Genomic DNA, 22589 nt, shown 5'->3' on the forward strand with positions numbered 1-22589 from the left:
TGCGCCATCTGGTGGCTAGAATCGGATCCATGCCTAAGACATCCAGCATGGGACGGGGAATCATGGCTCTCCTCGCAGTTGGCTCCCGCAACGCCGATGGCCTCCCCGGCGGAACAGTCGCCGACATTGCAGGGGATCTAAGCAAGGACCGCAGCCAGGTTTCGCGAAGCCTCCGGGGCGCCGAGCAGGAAGGCTTTCTGGAACGCGCGGACGGGCGGTCCTACACCCTGAGCTGGTCACTATTTACCGACGCCCAGCTTTTGACCGAACAACGGCTGCAGACCGACGGAATAACCGCCTTGGAGGGGCTTGCCGGTGAAACGAACGAAGGATGCTTCCTCGGAGTTCTGAGCGGCGACAGCACGGTGACGGTCGGTGAGCGCATTCCGGCGAGCAGCAACATGGTCGGTTCGTGGTTGGGCCGGCCGTACCCGGCCTACTGCAGTGACGCCGGCCAGGCACTGCTTTGGGAGTCGTCCGACGCCGAGGTACGAACAGTTTTCGGGTCTGCTGCGTTTGTTCGTCACGGCCCCAAAACTCCAGTGGATGTCGAGGACTTCCTGACGCGGCTGCATGAGGCTCGGAGCCGGGGGTACTCCATCGTCGATGAGGAAGCCGAACCAGGCTTGTATTCTTTGGCAGTTCCGGTCCGGGATTTCAAGGGGGACGTAGTGGCGGCCTTGCAGGTCGTGGGTCCTAAGACACGGCTGGAGCCGCGGCGGGAGCTCTGCGCCTCGGCTCTTGTGTCGTGGGGAAAGTGGCTCGAATCGACGCTGGGTCAGTCGTTGGCGCAGGCGTAGGCCTAGCTCACAAGGCCTGCGCCTCCCGTACTGTCTCCCTGCGGTGATCGCGAGATCCCAGCCGGTCGGCTGACTCAGTCAGAACCTTGGCAATTTTCCCGGCCCTGGGTTCGATCTCGGACCTGTTGCCCAGAACACTGAGTGAAGCAAGAATCGTTCCTTCACGGTTGCGGATGGGGAGGGCCAATTCGTAGACGCCGTGCTCGAATTCTTCCGCTGCCAAAGTGAAGCCACGGACCCTGTCCCGGTCCATTAGTTCGCAGACCTCTTGGGCCGAGTGGGCTGCGCCCGGCCCGCCGACGCCGATGAAGTTGACGTCCTTGAGGAGATCTTGAATCGCGGCCTGCTCGAGGTCCCACAAGAGAGCGCGGCCAGACCCTGTGCACCATGTGGGCGTCACCATGCCAGGCTTTACGAAGCCGCCGGGGAGCGCGTCATTGCTGGACGCGCGCAGGAGAATTACCCGGAAGGCGTCCCTGACGGAAACCCTGGATCGGAGGTTTAGCGTGGCCACCAAAGCCTCCAGCTCGGTTCTTGATTCGCGAACCCAGCCAGTATTAAGTGAAGCCGCGAGATCGAAAAATCGTGGGCCCGTCCGGAACGGACCCCGTTCGACCCGTTCCAGAAGCCCCAGATCACACAGTTCCTGGGTAAGCCGGGATACGCGGCTTTGTTCCATGTCCAGGTCGGAGGCGAGCTGGGAAACGCCGAGAAGCCGTCTGCCCCACTTCTCCCGGTCAGCGACCAGCCGCACAATCCGAAGTCCTTGTGCCATGGACGACGCTTCCGAGGGAGAATCCATTGTCAATGCTCCTTCCGACGATCAGTCACGCCTATTCTCACACGTCGCCATTGATCGGAATGCGGCGTGCTCCTTCCCACCCGGTGCAGAGATCAGCGAGGATCGCCGAGTTCGCGTGTTGTGAATTGATTTGTCATCCGTTGGATGGCTTCTCGGCCGGGGACGGCGGTCCCCCCGGCCGAGAAACGGGCAGACAATGGTCAACGGTCCAGTAATGAAGGCTGTGCTGTACGCGCCTTGCGTCCGTACTTGAGATAGAAAAATGCATAGCAGGCTCCCACAAAGGGAACTCCGAAGTAGAGAGCGGCCACCTGGTTCGGGTCAAACGCAATGCCGATCAGCGAAATGAAGCAGAGCGAGAAGGCCAGGATCGGCACGAGGGGGAACAACGGGGCCTTGTAGGGAAGGGCTGCGACATTGCCGCCGTTCTTGACGTAGGTCCTCCTGTGGAAGAAATGTGATGCGGCGATGGACATCCACACGCCGACGACGGCGAACCCTGCCACGGACACGAGGGCCAAGTACACCGTCTCCGGAGCAACCACGCTGCTGATGAGCGATGCCAGGCCTCCCACCATGCTCACGGAGAGCGCGACCATGGGGATGCCGCGTCGAGTGAGCTTTCGCAATACCCGAGGGGCATGTCCTTCATCCGAGAGTGAGTACAACATGCGGGCGCAGGAGAAGAGACCGCTGTTGCCGGCAGAAAGGAGTGCCGTGATGATGACGAAATTCATGGCATCGGCAGCAAAGGGAATGCCGATGGAAGAAAAGACCGTCACGAACGGGCTCTGGTCCAGGCCAACTTGGTCAAAGGGGATGGTGGCGGCGATGACCGCGATGGCCCCGACGAAGAAGATCAGCAGCCGGACAACCGTGCTACGCATGGCTTTCGGAATGCTCGTGGCAGGATCCGCAGTTTCGCCAGCCGCTACACCGATGAGCTCAGAACCGGAGAAGGCGTAGAACACCGCTAGCGCTGTGACCAAGACGCCAGTGAATCCGTTGGGGAAAAGGCCCCCTGTTGTATTGAAGTTTGCCAAGAAGAAGGGATGATTGCCGGTCTCGCTCAGCGGGTGGAAGCCAAACAATGAGGCACCGCCGAGCACGATCAGGACGATGATCGCGCCGACCTTGATGATCGCAAACCAGAATTCCGATTCTCCGAAGAATCGCGAAGAGACGGCGTTGAGGCCAAAAAGCACGGCCGCAAAGATCACGCACCAAACCCACACATCGATACTTGGAAACCAACGCTGCATGAGGAGGCCCGCAGCTGTGAATTCCGATCCGATGGCTACCGCCCAACAAAGCCAATAAAGCCAAGCGGTAGTGAACCCAGTGGCTGGCCCGATCGACCGCGATGCGTAGATGTGGAAGGCTCCCGAGACTGGGTAGGCGATAGCAAGTTCGCCAAGGCACGCCATCACGAGGTAGACAACGAAGGAGCCAATCAGGTAGGCGATGACAGCGCCGAGCGGTCCAGCCTGGGAGATCGTGTAGCCCGAACTCAAGAAGAGTCCGGAGCCGATGACGCCACCCATGGCGATCATCACCAGGTGCCGCGGCCCCATGGACCGGCGTAGCCCGGATTCAAGCGGCGGCGGGTCTGAGCGTTGCGGTTCTAGCGTGACGGATGAAGAGGGTTCCATTGTGTCTCCCGGGTCGGCGGTCAGGTCGGTGGTCGAATCAGATGCGAAGGATGCGCGTGATACCTCGGAGATCGAGGGTCCTCAGGATGGCCGGAGCTGCGCAAAGGGATGGTGATGAAGATAACACGGCAACACCAATCTGGTCATTAAAAACATTTGAACATGCATATATTGCACACATATTTCTTGGGGGTGCTCATGTCGAATCGGAACGTGGTTGGTCATTTCGCCCTGTCCTTCAGTCAGAATCACATGCCTTGACTGACAAGGAATGCGGCCAACATTGGAAGACCGATGTAACTGACTGAAGGAGCAGCATGACTACCTATGACATTGCCTTGATCGGCTTCGGCGGCGTCAACAGGACCCTGGCCGAATTGATCGCAACACGCGGCGAGGCCCTTCGTTCGGGGCTGGGCTTTGGCCTCCGGGTCGTGGCGATCACCGACCTTCGCCTCGGATCCCTGGTTCAGCCTGAAGGTATTGACCTCTCGATGGCCCTTAGCCTCGGAGGCGGGAGCGAAACCTTCGCCGAACACGGCGGATCCGCTGACACGAACAATGAGTCGGTCATCCGCTCCTGCACAGCAGACATCATCTGCGAAGCCACCTTCACGAACCCGCACGACGGCGAGCCTGCGGTCTCCCACGTGCGGTGGGCCCTCGAATCCGGCAAGAGCGTGTGCACCACGAACAAGGGACCGGTTGCCCTCCGTGGGGGCGAGCTGAATTCTCTCGCCAAGCAGAACGGCGTGCACTTCGAATACGAAGGCGCCGTCATGAGCGGCACTCCTGTGATCCGTCTGGCAAAGAAGATGTTCTCCGGACTCCGATTGAATGGTTTCGAGGGCATTCTCAATGGCACCAGCAACTACGTGCTCGGCCGGATGGAAGCCGGCCTGGACTTCGAAGCAGCCATCAGCGAAGCACAGGAACTCGGATATGCGGAGGCAAACCCCGCGGCGGACATCGAGGGCCATGATGTCCAGCTCAAAGTCCTCATCCTTGCCAACGAGCTGCTCGACGCGGGCATCGAACTCAAGGATGTCCAGCGCCAGGGGATCTCGACGGTCACGGCGGAAGATATTCGTAAGGCATCCCAGGACGGACGCCGCTGGAAGCTCATCGGTTCGGCACGGCAGAATCCCGATGGGACTGTCACAGCAGGCGTGGCTCCGGCCGCGCTTCCCCTTGACCACGGGCTTGCCGGTGTTTCGGGCGTGGCGAACGCGGTCTCCTTCGATACTGACCTCCTTGGATCTGTCACCGTCTCGGGACCCGGGGCAGGGCGTATGGAAACCGCCTACGCCTTGCTTTCTGACATCATCGCCATGCACTCCGCCAAGACACCGGTAGTCGCACATGTCTGAGTCAACTCTTTGCGCCACGGAGACGGTGCTGCCACGGTTCCGTGAGGTGACCAGCCCCTACGATGGCAGGGTCGTCGGCGCGGTTCCTCTGACCGATGCTTCTGCCGGCGAAGCCGTTCTCGACGTGGCCCGGTCCGGTGCGCGGAAAGCCCAGGCTCTGTCTCGCAACGCACGCGGCAAAATCCTCGATGCCGCAGCCACGGACATCGAGCGCCGAAACGAGGAGTTCGCACAGATCATTGTTGCCGAGTCCGGGAAAACCATCCGCCAGGCACGAAAGGAAGTACTGCGAGCTGTCAACACACTCCGGCTGTCAGCAGTCGAAGCACGCAGGAACGCGGGCGAAGTCATTCCGTTTGACTCATACGAGGGCTCGGAAGACCGGACGGGGTGGTACTCACGGGAACCGCTTGGCATCATTGCAGCGATCACGCCCTTCAACGACCCCCTCAACCTGGTGGCGCACAAGATCGGTCCGGCCATCGCTGGGGGAAACGCCGTGGTCCTCAAGCCATCTGCCCTTGCTCCCCTGTCGGCCCAGCTGCTCACAGACGCCCTTGTGGATGCCGGGCTTCCGAGCGAGGTTCTGACTGTTGTTCACGGCGACCGGGAGGTGGCCGAAGCCATCATCCGGTCCCGGGACGTAAGAATGGTGTCGTTCACCGGCGGGTTCTCCACAGGGGAAAGCATCGCCCGCACTGCCGGCTTGAAGAAGCTCTCCATGGACCTCGGCGGAAACGCGCCAGTCATCATCATGAGCGATGCAGACATTGGCGACGCCGTGGAATCCTGTGTCTCTGGGGCGTTCTGGGCCGCAGGCCAGAACTGCGTTGGGGTACAGCGGATACTCGTGGCCACGCCGTTGTACGCCGACTTCCGACAGCGCTTCCTTGAAGCGACCGCCCGATTGGTTACCGGAGATCCATCGGATGAGCGGACGGATGTAGGGCCGATGATCAGCCCCGCCGCGTTACGCGAACTCCAAGCCAAGCTGGATGAGGCAATCCACGACGGCGCCGTACTTCTCGCCGGCAACGTGACCGACGGCACTGTGCTTCAGCCGACCGTTCTGGAAGCCGTCCCGGCGGACAGCAGGTTGTGGAGCGAAGAAGTGTTTGGGCCTGTGGTCATGCTGCACGCCTTCAACACGTTCGAAGAAGCTATTGAAGTAGCAAATGCCATCGAATTCAGCCTTCACGCCGGCATCTTTACGGACTCCCTGAGTAACGCCATGGACGCTGCCCGCCGCCTCGACGCAGGCGGCGTCATGATCAACGATTCGTCGGACTATCGGTTCGACGGCATGCCGTTCGGTGGTTCCAAATACGGAAGCCTAGGCAGGGAAGGTGTCCATTTTGCCTATGAGGAGATGACCCAGCCCAAAGTCATCTGCATCAAGAAATAGAGGATTTAATGCCATGACCACCCGCACCGAGACCGATTCGCTCGGGAGCATTCCCGTACCCTCGAACGCCTACAGAACTGAACCAAGAATTGGGCAGGCTTGCCGAAACTGCCAGATGCAAGGGCACCGAATTTACAGACGTCGTAAAGATGGGCAGAACGCAGCTTCACGATGCCGCGCCGATGACCCTGGGTCAGAGTTCAATGCCTTCGCCGCGACGTTGGAGGAAGATCGCTCCAGGCTCTTGGAGTCCACAGAGCTGATGCGCGAGTGCAGCCTGGGCGCCACCGCCATCGGAACCGGCATCACTGCCGAGCCGGGCTACCAGCAATTGGTTCTGCGGGCACTCTCCGAGGTTTCCGGTGTCGAGGTCTTTCCTGCCAACGACCTGGTCGAAGCGACGTCCGACGTCGGCGTCTTCATGCACATGTCGGGCATGCTGAAACGGACCGCAATAAAGCTGTCCAAAATCAGCAGCGACCTCCGGTTGCTGTCCAGCGGACCGCAAAATGGCTTTGGTGAGATCACTCTGCCTCCCCGCCAAGCCGGGTCGTCAATCATGCCCGGAAAGGTCAACCCCGTTATCCCGGAGACCATGAATCAGATCGCTTTCGCGATCGCTGGCGCAGACACCGCCGTAACGATGGCGGCAGACAATGGCCAGCTCCAACTCAATGCCTTCGAGCCGGTCATCGCGCATGACCTGCTTCAAGGCGTTTCGTGGCTCAAACAAGGAGCAAGCATTCTCCGGACACATTGCATGGAAGGCATCGAAGCGAACACCGGCCGTCTCGCCCGCCAGACCGCTGGCTCCGTAGGCCTTGCAAAAGCACTGGTTCCGGCCATCGGCTACGTAGCGGCGGCGGCAGTAGCCAAGGATGCACTGCGGGATGGGTCAACCATTCTCGACGTCGTCACGGACAGGAAACTCCTAGACCGGGCCGTTGCTCAATCGATCCTTGAATCCGCTGCATTTCCAGCCAAGGGCACCCACATAACAGTGGGTTGATTGCTGATCCGTCACGTGGTCGGCTCCGCACCACGCCGGATGAGACTGGAAAGCGTCATGGCCGTCACCGTATCCGTGACACCGGGAAGGGCGGCAATCTGCTCCCAAATCTCCTGGACTCTCTCCAAAGACCGGGCTTCAAGCCTCACCAGAAGATCAAAGTCACCGCTGACGACGTCGCACAAAACCACTTCCGGAATCGAACGCAAAACAGTGACGACGTCTGAACCCCGAACGCGGTCCTTCCTGTAAACCATGAGAAAAGCTGAGACAGGACTTTGCCCCGATGTGCCTGCAACCACCGTATATCCCTGGATATACCCTTGCCGTTCCATCCGGTCGACCCGCTGCCGCACGGCATTCCTTGAAAGCAGGACTTTGGTCGCCAGTTCGGCATGACTAATGCGTGCATTCTTGGTGAGCTCCGCAAGGATCCTCTGGTCTATGTGATCAAGACTCACTCGGTCGATGTCCACCCTTCAAAAGTAAATTCCCAAGCAGAACCAGATCCACGACCGAAAGTTCCAAAAAGATGATACTTCCGCATCACACCCGCCCGCCGTTCGGTGACATCACCTGCGTCCTGTTCGACATGGACGGAACCCTTATCGACTCAGCTTTAGGTGTTACTTCGAGTGCTGCCCAGGCTTTGGAATCCGTAGGTGCGCCTGTCCCGTCGCCGGATGAACTGCTCAGGTTCGTCGGTCCGCCGATGGTGGACTCATTCAGAACAGTCTCAGGGCTGAATGAAGCGACGGCCCAGAGAGCCCTTCAACATTACCGCAAGGCATACGCGGATCACGGCGCTGAGCAATCCAGTCTGTACGAAGGGGTCATCGAGTTGCTCGAGCAACTGCAGTTGGCAGGAATCCCCATGGCTGTTGCTACCTCCAAAGTGGAAGATCAAGCACTGCGACTCGCACGACGCTTTGGAATCGAGAGCAACTTCATCAACATTTGCGGGGCGTCGGACGTCGAAAGAAGGGCGACTAAGGCAGAAGTCATCGGTGAAGCGCTGCTCCGCCTCGCCTCCCAAGGCATCGACATCTCCAACCCGGTAATGATCGGCGACAGAAGCTACGATGTCGCGGGAGCAGCCGAACACGGAATTTCCACGCTGTTCGCGCTCTGGGGATACGGGGGAAAAGAGGAAGCGTTGCACGCTGTCGCCGTTGTCGCCTCACCCGCAGCCTTGCTGCCGATGATCCTAGCCGCGGTGCCACCCCTGTTCCCCCGGCCTTGCGTGGGCTAGTCTGCTTTCACGGCCTGCCAGGCCCGCAGTTCAGGCATCAAGGACGATCATGAGGAGCAAGAATGGCTGACCACACATATAGCGTTTCCGAAATTGTCGGAACTTCGTCCGAGGGCGTCGACGCCGCCATCAGGAACGGGATTGCGGCTGCGAGCCAGACCCTCCGGAATCTCGACTGGTTCGAGGTCAAGGAAATCCGCGGCCACCTTGGCGAGGGCGCCGTTGCCGACTGGCAGGTAACCATCAAGCTCGGCTTCCGCCTGGAGCGTTAAGAAGTCGTCAAGACCCCCAAAACGATGATGGCCGCCAGCCTTTCTGTGGAAAGGCTGACGGCCATCAGTTGCGAGGCTGGACTCACCCGCGGGTCCAGACTTGGACGGGGTCACCGCCACAGAGGAGTCGCCGGCCACGGCCGGCAAATTCGATCCACAGGAATTCGTGGTCAGAGGAAACTTCGTCCACGAGGCCGGCGTCGAAGCCCCATTTGTCCTCGTGGATCCAGACAGTTTCGCCGCAGGTGAGTTCCGACCATTTCGACGGCGGCAAGCGAATTGCCGCTGCAGCGGGCCGTTGGGCCGACGTCGTGAAGTGGCTTGGGCCCCACACGCCTAAGGTTTCGGGACTCATCGGGACTCGGCGACCAAGTACTGGCGGTGCCAGACAGTTGCCGCGCCGTTGTGGGACGGGAAGACGTGGCCTTCGAAGAACGTGTGCACTACGTGGGGTTCGCTTTCAGGGCTCCACTGTCCAGATGCCGGGCAATGCGAACCCGTGGATCCAGCGGACCCGGCGGTGGTTGCCCGTTCCCTCAGCAGCGCGATGCGTTTCATCGTTGAATTCCATCCTTGATATGCGAAAAGGTCTGGATTCAGCGTAAACGCGATTCAAAAGCCGCCCAATGGGCACATAGACAAATTCACGCCGATTCACTATGCAGCAGCACAGTGACGTGGAACACTTCTTGCTGAAACTCCCTCAGCTCTCGTCCATCGCATGACGCTCTGACAACTCCGGGTTCGTCGTCGCCGTTCCCGCACCAAACGCCGTTCCCGCACCAAAGCTGCCCAGCAACTTCAGGGCATCGTCCGACGGCGAACCCGCCTTCGCGGAGTAGACCCGCAAGACCTGGTCAGGGTCCTCCGGCAGGGCCAGATTCTCGAAGTTCAGTTCCACCTCCCCCACGGCGGGGTGGTGCAGGCGCACAGTTCCGGCTGAACGCGCGGCTACTCGATGCCCGGCCCACCATTGGCGGAAGTGTTCGCTGTTCACGGCGAGTTCGCCCACGAGCTGGTTGGCTTGGGGATCGTCGGGGTGCCGCCCGGTATCCGCACGCAGGGAGCCGGCGGCTTCCGCGGCAACCGTCTTCCAGTCCCGGAACAGTTCGCGTGCCTGGGGGTCCAGGATCAGCCAGCGCGTGAAGTTCCGCTCGGCGGGAGGCATGGACGGGAAGTCGGCAAACAGCAGGACCGCCATGCGGTTTGCTCCGAGCACGTCACTGCGCCTGCCAAGCAGGAGCGCCGGAACGTCGCCCACAGCGTCCAGAAGCTGGCGCAAGGCCGGCCGCACCCGTGGCGTGGGAGTCGGCGCTTTGGCGCTCGACGCGCAGTGCTCCAGGAGGTCCATCATGTGGGTGTGCTCGCTTGAGTCCAGGCGAAGTGCCCGCGACACGGATTCAAGGACTGCCCGGGACGGATGGATATGGCGGCCCTGTTCGAGGCGTGTGTAGTAGTCGGTGCTGACATCGGCCAAGCGGGCAATCTCTTCCCTGCGCAGCCCTGGAACGCGGCGCGCGCCGGACGCTTCCGGCAATCCGGCATCCTCCGGCGACATACGGGCACGCATGGCTTTGAGGAATTTTCCGAACTCGGCGCTTTGACCCATGTCCCCATTCTTCCCTCCCTAGGGGCTTGTTTCTACGGTCAAGGTAGGACTGTGAGTCCTAGGAAAAACAGGGGGCGTCAAAACTGCTGATTGCTGTGCCGAAAGTGCATAGGCTCGAAGAAGCCAGTCAGGCAATCCACCCACCAGCGACGAAAGGGCCGGACATGTCCAACGCTCAGAATTCAACCGTTCCCGGGCTCGTCCTGAACAACGAGGTCACCATCCCCCAGCTCGGCTTCGGCGTCTTCCAGGTCCCACCTGGCGAGACCCAGAAAGCCGTAGAGGACGCCCTTGAGGCCGGTTACCGGCATATCGACACCGCCGCGGCGTACCGGAACGAATCCGGCGTCGGCGCGGCAATCAAGGCTTCCGGCATCGCCCGGGAAGAACTCTTCATCACCACCAAACTCCGCAACGGCGAACAGGGACGGGCCGCGTCAGCGTTCAACCACAGCCGCCGCGAACTCGGCCTCGAGGTCATCGATCTCTACTTGATCCACTGGCCCGTACCGTCCCAGGGCCTGTTCGTGGATGCATGGAAGGCCCTGGAAAAGATCCACGCCGACGGCGGCGCCCGGGCAATCGGGGTGTCAAACTTCCTGGCGGATCACCTCGACACGCTCCTGGCCTCGGCCGACGTCGTACCCGCCGTCAACCAGGTCGAACTGCACCCGACCTTCCAACAGCGGGAACTGGCAGCGAAGAGCCGCTCGCACGGGATCGCCGTCGAGGCTTACAGCCCGCTGGGGCAGGGAGCGGACCTGGGATCGGCAACGGTCACCGAACTTGCCGAAATGCACGATGCCACCCCCGCACAGATCGTGCTGGCCTGGCACCTGGGCATCGGCAACATCGTCATCCCCAAGTCCGTCCACCCGGAGCGCATCCGCCAGAACCTCGCGGCGGCGTCGTTGCAGCTCACCCCGGACGAACTGGGAGCCATCAGCGCGCTCGACGCCGGTGCGCGCCTCGGCGCCGACCCCGCCGTCGCGTCCTTCAGCCAGATGTAGAACCACCACAGCGTAAGGAACCCAAACCATGCAGTACACCCACTTGGGCCGTTCAGGCCTCAGCGTCTCCCGCTTGTGCCTCGGAACCATGAACTTCGGCCCGCAGACGGAGGAATCGGCTGCGCACTCCATCATGGACTCGGCTTTGGATGCCGGCATCAACTTCTTTGACACCGCCAACGTCTACGGAGGCACGCAGCACCGGGGATGGACCGAGGAAATCCTGGGCCGCTGGTTCGCCAAGGGCGGCGAGCGCCGCGAGCGCGTCGTCCTGGCCACCAAGCTCTACGGAACCATGACGGACCGTCCCAATGAATCGAAGCTCTCCGCCCTCAACATCCGGCGCGCCCTGGACGCCAGCCTCAAGCGCCTGCAGACCGACTACATCGACATCTACCAGTTCCACCACGTGGACCGGAACACGCCGTGGGACGAGATCTGGCAGGCCATCGAGGTTGCCGTCCAGCAGGGCAAAATCCTGTATTCCGGAAGCAGCAACTTCGCTGGCTGGCACATCGCCCAGGCACAGGAGGCAGCCGCGAGGCGCAGCTACAACGGACTCGTGAGCGAGCAGTCCATCTACAACCTGCTCACCCGCAACGTGGAACTGGAGGTCATCCCGGCGGCCCAGCAGTACGGCCTCGGGCTGATCCCGTGGTCGCCCCTTCACGGCGGGCTTCTGGGCGGGGTGCTCAAGAAAGAGCGCGACGGCGTCCGTCGCCTTGAGGGCCGCGCGGCCGAGACCCTCAAGAAGCACGAAGACCAGATCCGCCAGTACGAGGACCTTGCCGACGACCTTGGCCACGCGCCCGGCGATGTGGCCTTGGCCTGGTTGCTGCACCAGCCGGCCGTGACCGCACCGATCGTGGGTCCGCGCACGCAGGAGCAGTTGGACGCTGCAATCAGGGCTTTGGATGTCACCCTCGACGCCGATGCCCTCAAGCGGCTCGACGATATCTTCCCGGCCCACCGGACCGCGCCGGAGGACTACGCGTGGTGACTTCGGCACCGTTGCGCCTGCTGTTCATTGGCGGGACCGGGACCATCAGCGCGGCGGCGGCGGAGCGCGCCGTCGCGCTGGGTCACCGGCTCACCGTGCTCAATCGCGGACTGAGCTCGGAGAGGCCGGCCCCTCCGGGCACGGAACTGCTCCAGGCAGATATCCGCAACGCCGCCGAGGTGTCGGAGGTGCTGAACGGTCGCGAGTTCGACGTCGTCGCGGACTTCATCTCTTTCACGCCGGAGCATGTGTCCACCGCGGTGGAGCTGTTCCGCGGCCGGATCAGTCAGTACGTGTTCATTAGTTCGGCTTCGGCATACCAGAAGCCGCCCGCCCACCTGCCGATCCTTGAGTCGACCCCTTTAAGGAACCCTTTCTGGAAGTACTCGCAGGACAAGATCGCGTGCGAAGACCTTCTCACCCGGGCCTACCGGGAAGAGGACTTTCCCGTCACGATCGTCCGGCCGTCGCACACCTATGACCGCACGCGGATCGCCCTTCTGGGTGGATGGACGGACATCCATCGCATGCGGGAAGGCCTGCCTGTGATAGTCCACGGCGACGGCACCTCGCTGTGGACCCTCACCCATGCGGATGATTTTGCAGTCGCTTTCGTTGGCCTCCTCGGCCGGCCGCAGGCTGTGGGTGAAAGCTACACGATCACCTCGGACGAAGCGCTCCCGTGGGACCAGGTCTACCGCCTGTTCGCCACGGCGGCAGGAGTGCCGGAACCCGAACTGGTGCACATCGCCTCGGACACCATCGCCGCGCTCTCCCCGGAGCTTGGCCCCGCGCTTCTCGGGGACAGGGCCCACTCCGTGGTCTTCGACAACACCAAGATCAAGACCCTGGTGCCCTGGTATCGGGCAGAAATTCCGTTCCCGGCAGGCGCGCGGGAGATCGTGCGGTGGCATGATGAACATCCAGGCATCAAGCACGTAGACCCGGACTTCATGAAACTCAGCGAGCAACTGGTCCAATGGGCACGGAGGCCGATCTAGCAACTGAAAGGACAGGACCATGGCACTTGCTCCGACCGTCAGGCTCAATGACGGTAATGCCATTCCGCAGATCGGCCTCGGAACCTGGCCGCTCGACGACGCCCAGGTCGCCACAGCGGTGGTGTCCGCCGTCGAGCTGGGCTACCGGCACGTCGACACGGCGTACCGCTACGGTAACGAGTCCGGCGTCGGGCAAGGCGTGCGGGACTGCGGCGTCCCGCGCGAGGAACTGTTCATCACCACCAAACTGGACGGCACCCACCAGGGCCGCGATCGCGCCGTCGACGGTCTTGAGGGCTCCCTCAAGCGCCTCGGGCTGGACTACGTGGACCTCTTGTTGATCCATTGGCCGCTCCCTCAACGGAATGAATTCGTGTCCACTTGGGAGACTTTCGAGCGGCTTCAGGCTGAGGGGAAAGTGCGCTCGATCGGCGTGTCCAACTTCAAGCCCTCGCATCTCGAACGGCTTCTGGAGGAAACCTCGGTGGTGCCGGCCGTCAACCAAATCCAGATCTCGCCGTCCATCACGCGGATCGACGAGCGGGCCTTCAACGGCAGCCATGGCATCGCCACGGAATCGTATAGTCCGTTGGGGGCCGGTCGCGATCTCCTGAATGCCCCGGTCTTGGCCGCGATCGGGAAGAAACACGGGAAGACTCCCGGTCAGGTCGTGCTGCGCTGGCACGTCCAGGAGGGGCTCGTGGCCATCCCGAAGTCCGCCAATCCACTGCGCATGAAGGAAAACCTGGGCGTTTTCGACTTCGCCTTGGACCACGACGACCTGTCCGCGATCGCCACCTTGGACGCGGGTGCCGATGCCGGTGTCGACTCGGACGTGCAAGGACACTGACGCAGTATTCCATCACCAACACTGAGGACGGCATGGCAGAGAACATCGACGGAGCGCTCATCTGGGCAGGCGCATACACTGCGGACAGCGACGGGAACGGAACGGGCATTGGGGCAGTTGGCGCCCGGGAAGATGGCAGCCTTGCTTGGATGGGCACCGCCGTCGAAGCGCCGTCGCCGTCGTTCCTTGCCGTGCACCCCACCCTGCCAGTGGTCTACGCCGTAGCCGAGGCCGCCCAAACAGTCCGGGCGTACCGGAGGACCGGGCCGTTCGGCCTTGAACCCTTGGGCGAGGCCTGGCCGGCCGGAGCTGCGGCCTGCCACGTCGCCGTCGACCCTTCCGCGCGCTTCATCGTGGTCGCCTGCTGGGGCGACGGTAACGTGCTGCTGTACGGGCTCGACGACGACGGCGGGATCACCTCGCGCTTTGCCGCTCCGCCGGCGAAGGACCCGCACGCCGGCGTCGACGGCGGGATCGACATCGCCACGGGCGGCCCTCGCGCTAGCCGCGCCCACGCAAGCCTCATGCTCGAGGACGGCCGGATCATGACCACCGACCTCGGCTTCGACCTTGTACGGGTGTGGAACTACTTCCCCGACTCCGGCCTCCTTCCCGACCACCAAATCGCGCTCCCCCTGGGCAGCGGTCCGCGGCACTTGGTCCAGCACCCCTCCGTCGACGCGGTATTCGTGGTGACCGAATATTCCATCGAGGTGGTGGTGCTCCTGCCCGGCGCGGACGGCCGCTTTGTGCTCCACAGGCGCGGTCCCGCGACGGCGGGTGGAGCTGACGACGGCGATGCAGCCGCCGAAATCGCGCTGTCCCCGGACAATCGCTTCGTCTACACCGGCATCCGGGGCTCCAACCGGATCTCGGTACTGGCCGTCGAAGGCAGCGGAACCCGGCTCCGACCCGTGGCGGACATGCCCAGCGGAGGAGACTGGCCCCGCCACCACCTGGTCCGTGACGGCTGGCTCCACGTGGCGCACGAGCGTTCCAACCAAGTCACCACGTTCGCACTGGACCCTGCCACCGGCATCCCGGGCGAAGTCCTCGACCAGCTGAACGCGGGTTCCCCGACCGCGTTGCTCGTAGCTCCCTGAGCGGCTGATCAGCAGCAGGCTTCCGGCGCCGTGTCCGACTGGTGTGACAGACTCGGTCACATGAGGAACCAGCGCAAACTACGGCAGCAACCGGGAGAGAGCTTGGAGCAATGGCTGAGGCGTCGGGCCGCCAACCCGGCGCACGGCATACCCATTGATCCACGAATGACGCTCGACCTGTACGATCGCATTGCGATCCTGGAAGCGCGCGTGCGTGAACTTGAGCCATCTGCCCAGGAACAGACTCCAACCGGGGAACGGCCACTAAATTCCTCGGACTAGCGTCTGGAGTAGGTACCAGCGGCCGGCTAGCCCCGTACAGCCTCGTCGAAGGCCGCCAGAAGGGAGTTGAACCGCGGGTTCCCGTCGAGGTCGTCGATGAGTACGGCCCTGCCGCGTTCATCGGCTAGTGGCACTTGCCAGTTGGGATAGACCTCCGAGGTCGTACCGGGCTGGTTCTGCACTCTCCGCTCGCCCACGGCGTCCACCAGCGCAACGCCCAGCAGGACCGATGGCGCAAGGGCCAGCAGCCGGTGCAGCGCCTCAATGACCCGCTCCTCACCAAGCTCCTGGCTGCCCCCCTCGAATCCGGCAGTATCGAATCCGGCAGGCAACAAGTTCCGTTCCCGCAGCAACCCCATCATCTTGTCCAGGCTGGCCTCGTGCTCGGCCCGTTCCTCTGCCACGCTGCGTACAAGCAAGCCCAGTTGACTCCGGAGTTCCACGTGATCGCCGGCGAGGTACCCGGCGGTCGGGGGGAGGTCGTGGGTGTTGACGCTGGCGAGTGCCTGGGTTCGGTAACGTTCGGGCGGCAGGGGCGAGTCGCCGTCGTACTCGAACCAGAGGATCGACGTGCCCAGGATGCCGCGGGCCGCTAGGTAGTCCCGCACCCACGGTTCAAAGACACCCAGGTCTTCGCCGATGACCACTGCGCCCGCGCGGTGAGCTTCCAGAGCGAGGATACCGATGAGGGCCTCGTGGTCGTAGCGGACATAGGCGCCGTCGCGAGCGGAGTTGCCGGCGGGCACCCACCACAAGCGGAACAGGCCCAAGATGTGGTCCACGCGGATTCCGCCAGCATGGCGGAGGACGGTGGAGAGCATCGCACGCAGCGGCGCGTAGCCCGCCTCGGCCAAACGGACCGGGTGCCACGGCGGCTGGTTCCAGTTCTGGCCGAGCTGGTTGTACATGTCCGGTGGTGCGCCCACGCTGACACCCGGCGCGAAGCTGCTGCGCAGGGTCCAGGCGTCGGCGCTGCTGAGGTCCGCCCCGACGGCGAGATCGTGCACAACCCCCAGCCGCATGCCGGAACGCTTCGCCGCGGCCTGGGCTGACTCGAGCTGCTCATCGCAGATCCACTGAAGCCAACGGTGGAACCCAATCCGATCGGCCAATGCCTGGCGCATCGATTCAATCTTGGGCGAACCGAGGGTGGCCGCCGGGTCCTGCCAGAAGGGGTCGTCCGGCGACCGGTCCTCGCGGATGGCGCACCAAAGGGCGAAATCGTCCAAGCCCGGGCCGGACTCACGGCAGAACTCCTCGAACGCGCGTTGCCGGGCCGGAGAAAGGTTGACCGTGTGAAGGAGTTCCAGGGCAGCGAGTTTGGCGGCGAAGATCTGGTCCCGGTCCAGCCGTTCCGCGTCCTTGTTGAGTGCATGGACGTGATCCAGCAGCCGGTCCACTGTGGCCCGCTTCCGGGGCTTGACATATGCCAATTCGGGAATTTCTTCAATGCGAATATAAAGGGGGTTGAAGAACCGCCTGGTGGACGGAGAATACGGCGACGCTTGAACCGGAGGCACAGGATCCGCGGCGTGCAGCGGATTCACCAGGACGTAGTCGGCGCCGCGCGCGCCCGCCAACGACGCCAAATCGGCCAGGTCCGCGAAATCCCCGATACCCCATGAGCGCTTGGAGCGTACCGAGTACAACTGCGTGGCGAGTCCCCAGCCGCGCCGCTCCTCGAGCTGCGCTGCGGTCTGCAACTTGACTGGAACCACGGCGAGCACCGCGGTGGCCGTCACGCCGTCGGACTCGGCCGTGAGCGAGTGCCAGCCGAGCGGCAAACCGGCCGGCACCTCAAATGTGGCACGGCCTGTGGGCACTCCATCCACGTCGCGCGGCGGCGCCCAGTCCTCCTGCTGGGTCGCAGCTAGTTCCGTCCCGTCCTCGAGCGAGATCGACAGGCGGGCCGGCGAACCGTCGCGGACGTGCACATGAACCGCCGTCGTCGTTCCCTCCTGGACGACGACGGCGGGCGGCAGCATCCGTCGCCACGGCGCCACTTCCGCGTCCGCGAGGGCCGCCTTGATCTGCTCGTCGGAATGAGCGGCGACTCCCAGTGCGCCCAGCACCTGGATCAGTGTGGTGGGTGAAACGTCGTGTTGCAGCCCATCCCAGCCATGGAACGACGTCCCGACGCCATGAGCGTCCGCGAGCCGGTGAAGCAGGTCCTCGTCAATGGCGGTGTTCGGGGCGGCTGGCATCGCCGTGGGGTCGGTGTCCTGCTGGATGGGAGTGTTGGTCATGTCCGCCTCGTCTGCGATGTGATTCGTCCGAAGGTGCATACCGCCCCGCGTGCAACTCGAGCGAGGCAACTGGTTCCGATTATTGCAGGGCGGTGGGGGCCGTCCCAGTTATTCCGACAGCATGACGCCCCCAAACCCAAACCCTCGCTCACATAGAGGCCCCCAAACCCAAACCCTCGCTCACGTAGAGGCCCCCAAACCCAAACCCTCGCTCACGTACGTCTGGGCCGGCGTGGTACATGATTGAACCATGGACGCCGTAGACGCGCTCAACGAAACCGCCTTCTGGCTGGAACGGGAACTCGCGGACAGCTTCAAGGTCCAGGCATTCCGCCGGGCTGCGAACATCATCGCCGAGCTGAGCCAAGAGGAACTGGCTGCCCGGCTCAAGGACGGTCGTCTCAAGCGAACCAAGGGAATCGGCAGCCGGACGTTCGAAGTGATCAGCCAGACCCTGGGGGGCGCCGTTCCGGACTACCTTGAGAACCTCCGCCGCCGTGGTGCAGAACCCTTGGTCAAGGGTGGACACAAGCTGCACGCGGAGATCCGGGGCGATCTGCACAGCCACAGCAACTGGTCGGATGGCGGCTCGCCGATCGAGGTTATGGCCAACGCGGCTCGTATTCTCGGATGGGAATATCTCGCTTTGACCGACCACTCCCCCAACCTCACCATCGCCAACGGACTCAGTCCGGAGCGGCTAACGGAGCAGCTCACCGTTGTGGATGGGATCAACGCGCGATACGGGCAACAGCCCGGCTTTCGGCTGTTGGCCGGCATCGAAGTCGACATCCTTGAAGACGGCGGGTTGGACCAGTCCGCTGAGCTGCTGAGCCAACTGGACGTTGTGGTGGCCAGCGTCCACTCGAAGCTCCGGTCCGACAAGCGGTCCATGACCCGGCGCATGCTGTCAGCCATCGAAAACCCGCACACGAACGTCCTCGGCCATTGCACCGGCCGCTTGGTCAAGGGATCGCGCGGAACAAGGCCGCCGTCGGAGTTCGACGCCGAGAAGGTGTTCGCGTCGTGCGCGGAACACTCAGTCGCCGTCGAGATCAATTCGAGGCCCGAACGCCAGGACCCGCCGGACGAATTGATTCGAATTGCCCTCGGTGCCGGCTGCCTTTTCAGCATCGACAGTGACGCCCATGCTCCCGGCCAGCTCGATTTTCTGCAATACGGAGCGGAGCGGGCGGAAGCCAACGGCGTACCCGCCGATCGGATCATCACGACGTGGCCATTGGATCGGCTCCTGGAGTGGCTCCAGCCCAAGCAATAGTCCCCGCCGTCGCGGCAAACTATTTAATGCCCGACAGCGACTTCCGCACCCAGTGCCGACCCCCGCCGTCGAACCCTGGCGATGCAACTGCAGGAGGGTTCACAAAAATGGCTTCATGGGTGAGCGAGCGTCGTCGACTTTCCCGATTTAGGTGAGCGAGCGTCGTCGACTTTCGCGATTTAGGTGAGCGAGCGTCGTCGAGTTTCGCGATTTAGGTGAGCGAGCGTCGTCAGGGCTTCCCACGGAGGGCCGCGCCACCCGGAACCGCACAGCCGCGACCGCCCCCACGACGGCGAACAGCGCAATCAGCACCAGCCCGGCGTCGCCGAGGTCTATCTCGCCCAGCCACGTGGTGACAGGATCGCTCAGGCCAAAGACCGCATTGAGGAAGCCGCCCAGCGTGATGACCGAGATGAAGAGCGCCGAAAAGGCCGAAATACCGGTGATGATGGCGTTGAATCCAAGCTTGCGCTGGGGATCATGAATGGCGGACTTGTACATTCGCATCATGGCAACGCCGTTGATGGAATCGCAGAGAGTCATTGCCGCGGTGAAGGCCAGCGGCAGAGCCAAGAGGGCAAGCACAGACACACCCGCGAGCGACGCCGCCGTCGTAAGCACGAGCAGCCCGATGGTGGTGGCGGTGTCGAAGCCCAGCCCGAACAAGAACCCGATCACGTAGATGTTCCGCGGACGCTGGACCTTGGATAGCGGCTTGGCCAAGAGCCGCGCGATGAACCCTTTGGTTTCGAGGTCGTCGACGGAGATCGCGCCGCCAGCCTGGGCGGCGCGGTACAGCTGCATCGTGCGGAGGAACGCAGACCCGTTGAAGATGCCCATGGCGAGGAGGAAGAGCCCGGAGATGCCGCTGCCGATTAGCCCCAGGACGACGTGTCCGGTGGTGCCGTCCTCCATGAGCTGGCCCACCATGCTGGCGCCACCGACCACCATCACACCGGCCAGGACTACCACGGAGCTGTGGCCCAGGCTGAACGCGAAGCCGACGCTCACTGGGTCCTTGCGCTGTGCCACGAACTTTCGTGTGGAATTGTCGATCGCGGCGATGTGGTCCCAGTCGTAGCTGTGCTTGATACCGGCCACATATGCCGTCAGCACGAGGCCGAGCGCCAGAGGCTGCCCTCCACCGGCGCCACCCACAAGCAGGAGAACGACGGCGGCAAGGTGCAGGAGGACGACCGAACCGAACATGAACGCGAGGCGCGACCTCATCGGGAGATGCTCGCGGCTGCGGTACATCGCGGCGAACTCCGCGAGTGAGGTCATCAGTACTTCCTGAGGTTCAGGGGCGCCCTGCCGTACCAGCGTTCGCGCAAAAGCCCGGTACAGGCACCAAGCAACCGATTCAGTTCCTCGGTGCTGTTCGAGAGGGATCGCAGGACCAGGCCCGTTGTGCCCGCAAGCGTCCGGGTCAGCGACAAGCCCGAGTACGCCTCGTACCCGGTGGTCAGCCGGTGCAGTTCATCGGCGAGCGCTTGGTCAACCCGCGGATCCACCACAATGAGCGATCCCAGGTGGCTGTACCCCTCCATGAAGCCCATTCCGGTCACATCGCCCAGAGGCGGCCGAATCAGGAGGTTGTCGAGCGCAAGCAGCGCCGCGCCGTCGTCGCTCTCCACCTGGATCTCGTTCCGTAGACGGAGTTCCCGGTACCGGAAGGAGGCGCCGTCCGGCGACCAGCCGGGAGTGATGACTTCCGCCATGATGAGGCTCGACGTCGGATGCACAGTGATGTGCGTATTCTGCCGATAGCTGGCCTCCCGGTAGGCGATGAGCTGGTCGGGAGCCAATTCCAGATCCGCCCCCTCCCCCAGACGGATGGTCATCCGCTGCTCGGCAAAGGACCCCGGCGTCCGATAAATCTTCGTAGCCGACTGAGTGGTCAAAAGCAACGAAGCCCCGTCCACTACCTCCACATCGACAACATAGAGATCCGCCCCCAAATACGCCCCGCCCGGATTGACCATGACATAACAAACCTGCCCGGACCCATCCAAATAGTGCGGCCTCAAAACCCGCAAGGCACCCTGATGAAACTGCTGCACGGCCACGGAACGACCAGCACGTTTCCCTATGACGAGCGCAAGGCGACCCATCTCGGGCCGATCAGCGGACGCGGATGAAGGGGGCCGCGGCGTGGCGGGCACCGCGAAGCGGGCACGGCCCCCTTTATCCGCGGGCGCAGGCCCAGGTGAGATGAGAGCGTTCGCGAGTGAACTCATTGCGCCAGGTCGAGCATCAGGACGTCGTGCCGCATCCATGCGATGACCTTGTCGAGCCCTTCGTCGGTTTTGAGGTTGGTGAAGCAGAAGGGCTTGTCGCCCCGGAATTCCTTGGAGTCCCGTTCCATGACGGAGAGGTCCGCGCCGACGAAGGGGGCGAGATCGGTCTTGTTGATGATGAACAGATCCGACTTGATCATGCCTTGGCCGGCCTTGCGGGGGATTTTCTCTCCCTGGGCGACGTCGATGATGTAGATCGAGAAGTCCACGAGTTCGGGGCTGAACGTCGCGGAGAGGTTGTCACCGCCGGATTCGACGAAGATGACCTGCAGCTCGGGGTGGCGTTTCTTGAGTTCCTCGATGGCCGCGGTGTTCATGGAGGTGTCTTCGCGGATGGCGGTGTGCGGGCAGCCGCCGGTTTCGACGCCGATGATGCGGTCTTCGGGCAGGATGCCGTTGGCCGCGAGGATTTTGGCGTCTTCGATCGTGTAGATGTCGTTGGTGATGGCGGCCATGGAGATTTCCCGGCTCATGTGGCGGGTCAGGCGCTCCACGAGCTGCGTTTTGCCGGCACCTACCGGGCCGCCGATGCCGATCTTAATGGGTTCAGACATGTGTCCTCCTATTGTTCTAGCTCATGAACATGCGCGCGCGTTGCCATTCGTGCCGCATCTGCGAAATTTCCAGGCCTGGGCTGACGGCTCCGAAGTCGTCCCCGCCGAGGTGCTGGACATGCTCGACGGCGGCAGCGACGTCGTCGTGCGCTTTGCGCAACAGCCGTTGCCCGGAGTTCTGGCCGAGCGGGATGGCGCGCACGGCGTTCTGCGTCAGTGAGGTGACCGTCGCGAAAAGGTACGCGGCGAGCGCTTCTTCGAACGGCACGCCCAGCGAGCGCGCGACGACGGCGAACGCCAGCGGCTGATGACCGGCAGCCCGGCCCGTGGTCACCATAGCCCGGTAAGCTTCCAGCTCGGCCGACGGAAAGACTTCGGTCCCGATCTCGATCAGCCGCCCACCCATTTTGGTACTGGCCTCCCGCAACTGCCGAGGCAAGAGCTGAGCACTCAAATGAGCATCCAACTCCCCCAAATCCACCCCTTCATAAAGGAACCGAATGGCCAAGCCATCGGAATAAGTCAACTGCTGCCCCGCAAACGCAGACAGCCAAACCCCGAAACTCCCCTCATCAGCCACGACCCCCCGCTCGATGTACGTCTCAAACCCCAAGGAATGAGCAAACGCCCCGGTAGGCAACGCGGAGTCAGTCAGCTGCTGGAGCGCTAATTGATAAGCGCTCACTGTTGCTCCCCGAAGGTGACGTGTACGGCGTAGGTGGGTGATAGGGGCTGCGGTGTGGAGGGCACCGCGGGGGCCCACTGCCGCGAGGGCCCCGACCCGAGCTTGCGA

At 62.9% G+C, this 22589-nt stretch carries 22 protein-coding genes and 1 pseudogene; 12 read left to right on the forward strand and 11 right to left on the reverse strand.

The genetic code is table 11. The features are described from left to right. Positions 1 to 29: 29 nt before the first annotated feature. The gene (locus AB4Z38_RS16510; protein ID WP_441430711.1) at positions 30 to 800 is read left to right on the forward strand and encodes an IclR family transcriptional regulator; all 771 of its coding nucleotides are present in this window, start codon (positions 30 to 32) and stop codon (positions 798 to 800) included. A 7-nt stretch (positions 801 to 807) separates the two neighbouring features. On the opposite strand, the gene AB4Z38_RS16515 is transcribed toward AB4Z38_RS16510, so the two are convergent. Further along, entirely contained in the window at positions 808 to 1602 is a 795-nt protein-coding gene (locus AB4Z38_RS16515; RefSeq protein WP_441430712.1) for an IclR family transcriptional regulator, read from the reverse strand. Positions 1603 to 1802: 200 nt separating this feature from the next. Further along, complete coding sequence (locus AB4Z38_RS16520; protein WP_441430713.1) at positions 1803 to 3254, reverse strand: amino acid permease; 1452 nt, start codon at positions 3252 to 3254, stop codon at positions 1803 to 1805. A 317-nt stretch (positions 3255 to 3571) separates the two neighbouring features. On the opposite strand from AB4Z38_RS16520, the gene AB4Z38_RS16525 reads away from it, so the two are divergent. The 3 genes and pseudogenes from AB4Z38_RS16525 to AB4Z38_RS16535 form a co-directional block, all read left to right on the forward strand. Further along, positions 3572 to 4624, forward strand: a complete 1053-nt coding sequence (locus AB4Z38_RS16525; protein WP_441430714.1) for a homoserine dehydrogenase — start codon at positions 3572 to 3574, stop codon at positions 4622 to 4624. Beyond that, the gene (locus AB4Z38_RS16530) at positions 4617 to 6029 is read left to right on the forward strand and encodes an aldehyde dehydrogenase family protein (RefSeq protein WP_441430715.1); all 1413 of its coding nucleotides are present in this window, start codon (positions 4617 to 4619) and stop codon (positions 6027 to 6029) included. The genes AB4Z38_RS16525 and AB4Z38_RS16530 overlap by 8 nt, the downstream gene beginning before the upstream one ends. A 77-nt stretch (positions 6030 to 6106) precedes the next feature. Further along, positions 6107 to 7038: pseudogene (locus AB4Z38_RS16535) on the forward strand (lyase family protein); the annotation flags it as partial. An 11-nt stretch (positions 7039 to 7049) separates the two neighbouring features. Here the strand turns inward: AB4Z38_RS16535 and AB4Z38_RS16540 are convergent. After that, a complete protein-coding gene (locus AB4Z38_RS16540) occupies positions 7050 to 7508 on the reverse strand; it encodes an Lrp/AsnC family transcriptional regulator (protein WP_441430758.1) in 459 nt (152 codons plus the stop codon). A gap of 62 nt (positions 7509 to 7570) precedes the next feature. On the opposite strand from AB4Z38_RS16540, the gene AB4Z38_RS16545 reads away from it, so the two are divergent. Both AB4Z38_RS16545 and AB4Z38_RS16550 read left to right on the forward strand, forming a co-directional pair. Further along, complete coding sequence (locus tag AB4Z38_RS16545) at positions 7571 to 8290, forward strand: HAD hydrolase-like protein (RefSeq protein ID WP_441430716.1); 720 nt, start codon at positions 7571 to 7573, stop codon at positions 8288 to 8290. A 62-nt stretch (positions 8291 to 8352) separates the two neighbouring features. Then, entirely contained in the window at positions 8353 to 8562 is a 210-nt protein-coding gene (locus AB4Z38_RS16550) for a dodecin (protein ID WP_441430717.1), read from the forward strand. A gap of 82 nt (positions 8563 to 8644) precedes the next feature. On the opposite strand, the gene AB4Z38_RS16555 is transcribed toward AB4Z38_RS16550, so the two are convergent. From AB4Z38_RS16555 to AB4Z38_RS16565, 3 genes are all read right to left on the reverse strand, one after another. Continuing rightward, a complete protein-coding gene (locus AB4Z38_RS16555; protein ID WP_441430718.1) occupies positions 8645 to 8917 on the reverse strand; it encodes a hypothetical protein in 273 nt (90 codons plus the stop codon). After that, the gene (locus AB4Z38_RS16560) at positions 8914 to 9120 is read right to left on the reverse strand and encodes a hypothetical protein (protein WP_441430719.1); all 207 of its coding nucleotides are present in this window, start codon (positions 9118 to 9120) and stop codon (positions 8914 to 8916) included. The genes AB4Z38_RS16555 and AB4Z38_RS16560 overlap by 4 nt, the downstream gene beginning before the upstream one ends. A gap of 145 nt (positions 9121 to 9265) precedes the next feature. Continuing rightward, positions 9266 to 10171 carry a helix-turn-helix transcriptional regulator gene (locus tag AB4Z38_RS16565; RefSeq protein ID WP_441430720.1) on the reverse strand — a complete coding sequence of 302 codons (906 nt, stop codon included), beginning with the start codon at positions 10169 to 10171 and terminating at the stop codon, positions 9266 to 9268. Positions 10172 to 10335: 164 nt separating this feature from the next. Here AB4Z38_RS16565 and AB4Z38_RS16570 point away from each other — a divergent pair, with 164 nt between their 5' ends. From AB4Z38_RS16570 to AB4Z38_RS16590, 5 genes are read left to right on the forward strand one after another with little or no spacing between them, the layout of a single operon-like run. Next, complete coding sequence (locus AB4Z38_RS16570; protein ID WP_441430721.1) at positions 10336 to 11181, forward strand: aldo/keto reductase; 846 nt, start codon at positions 10336 to 10338, stop codon at positions 11179 to 11181. Between the two features lie 28 nt (positions 11182 to 11209). Continuing rightward, positions 11210 to 12181: an aldo/keto reductase gene (locus tag AB4Z38_RS16575; RefSeq protein WP_441430722.1), complete on the forward strand. Its 972-nt coding sequence runs from the start codon at positions 11210 to 11212 to the stop codon at positions 12179 to 12181. After that, positions 12175 to 13182, forward strand: coding sequence for an SDR family oxidoreductase (locus tag AB4Z38_RS16580; RefSeq protein WP_441430723.1), 1008 nt, complete (start codon positions 12175 to 12177; stop codon positions 13180 to 13182). The genes AB4Z38_RS16575 and AB4Z38_RS16580 overlap by 7 nt, the downstream gene beginning before the upstream one ends. A 19-nt stretch (positions 13183 to 13201) precedes the next feature. Then, on the forward strand, positions 13202 to 14032 hold the full coding sequence (locus AB4Z38_RS16585) for an aldo/keto reductase (protein ID WP_441430724.1): 831 nt from the start codon (positions 13202 to 13204) through the stop codon (positions 14030 to 14032). A gap of 32 nt (positions 14033 to 14064) precedes the next feature. Continuing rightward, entirely contained in the window at positions 14065 to 15135 is a 1071-nt protein-coding gene (locus AB4Z38_RS16590) for a lactonase family protein (protein WP_441430725.1), read from the forward strand. A gap of 308 nt (positions 15136 to 15443) precedes the next feature. Here AB4Z38_RS16590 and malQ read toward each other — a convergent pair whose 3' ends face one another. Beyond that, positions 15444 to 17663 carry a 4-alpha-glucanotransferase gene (gene malQ / locus AB4Z38_RS16595; protein ID WP_441430726.1) on the reverse strand — a complete coding sequence of 740 codons (2220 nt, stop codon included), beginning with the start codon at positions 17661 to 17663 and terminating at the stop codon, positions 15444 to 15446. A 250-nt stretch (positions 17664 to 17913) separates the two neighbouring features. Between malQ and AB4Z38_RS16600 the strand changes: the two genes are divergently transcribed. After that, a complete protein-coding gene (locus AB4Z38_RS16600) occupies positions 17914 to 18942 on the forward strand; it encodes a PHP domain-containing protein (RefSeq protein WP_441430727.1) in 1029 nt (342 codons plus the stop codon). Positions 18943 to 19089: 147 nt separating this feature from the next. Here the strand turns inward: AB4Z38_RS16600 and AB4Z38_RS16605 are convergent, their stop codons facing one another. The 4 genes from AB4Z38_RS16605 to AB4Z38_RS16620 form a co-directional block, all read right to left on the reverse strand. Then, positions 19090 to 20226, reverse strand: coding sequence for a HoxN/HupN/NixA family nickel/cobalt transporter (locus AB4Z38_RS16605; protein WP_441430728.1), 1137 nt, complete (start codon positions 20224 to 20226; stop codon positions 19090 to 19092). Then, entirely contained in the window at positions 20226 to 21056 is an 831-nt protein-coding gene (locus AB4Z38_RS16610; protein WP_441430729.1) for an urease accessory protein UreD, read from the reverse strand. The genes AB4Z38_RS16605 and AB4Z38_RS16610 overlap by 1 nt, the downstream gene beginning before the upstream one ends. 122 nt (positions 21057 to 21178) lie before the next feature. Continuing rightward, positions 21179 to 21796: an urease accessory protein UreG gene (ureG, locus tag AB4Z38_RS16615; RefSeq protein WP_184740682.1), complete on the reverse strand. Its 618-nt coding sequence runs from the start codon at positions 21794 to 21796 to the stop codon at positions 21179 to 21181. Positions 21797 to 21812: 16 nt separating this feature from the next. Then, the gene (locus tag AB4Z38_RS16620; protein ID WP_441430730.1) at positions 21813 to 22481 is read right to left on the reverse strand and encodes an urease accessory protein UreF; all 669 of its coding nucleotides are present in this window, start codon (positions 22479 to 22481) and stop codon (positions 21813 to 21815) included. Between the last annotated feature and the right edge of the window lie 108 nt (positions 22482 to 22589).

Source organism: Arthrobacter sp. 2RAF6 (assembly GCF_052115205.1).
In the GTDB taxonomy this organism is placed as follows: Bacteria; Actinomycetota; Actinomycetes; order Actinomycetales; family Micrococcaceae; genus Arthrobacter.